We start from the raw sequence: 221 nt of genomic DNA, 5'->3' as shown, positions 1-221 counted from the left end.
GCTACACCTAACTGGTGGAAGGGGTGCATCAAGATGTTGTGTTCTGCTTGGAACACGATCATGAAGTTGAATGTTCCAGAGATACCCAAGGGCATACCGTCTGAGAAGGAACCTTGTCCGATTGGGTATACGAGGAATACTGCTGTTGCTGCTGCTACTGGTGCGCTGTATGCAATTGCAATCCAAGGACGCATTCCTAAGCGGTAGGATAGTTCCCATTC

The 221-nt window shown here is 48.9% G+C and carries 1 pseudogene; it reads right to left on the bottom strand.

Features of this window, described 5'->3' with window-relative positions:
• Positions 1–221, bottom strand: a pseudogene (locus tag ACEYW6_RS36865) (photosystem II q(b) protein); the annotation flags it as partial.

This window comes from Nostoc sp. UIC 10607 (genome assembly GCF_047228265.1).
GTDB lineage: Bacteria > Cyanobacteriota > Cyanobacteriia > Cyanobacteriales > Nostocaceae > Nostoc > Nostoc foliaceum_A.
The sequence above is the reverse complement of the archived record's forward strand: the minus strand, read 5'-3'. Positions and strand labels throughout refer to the sequence as shown.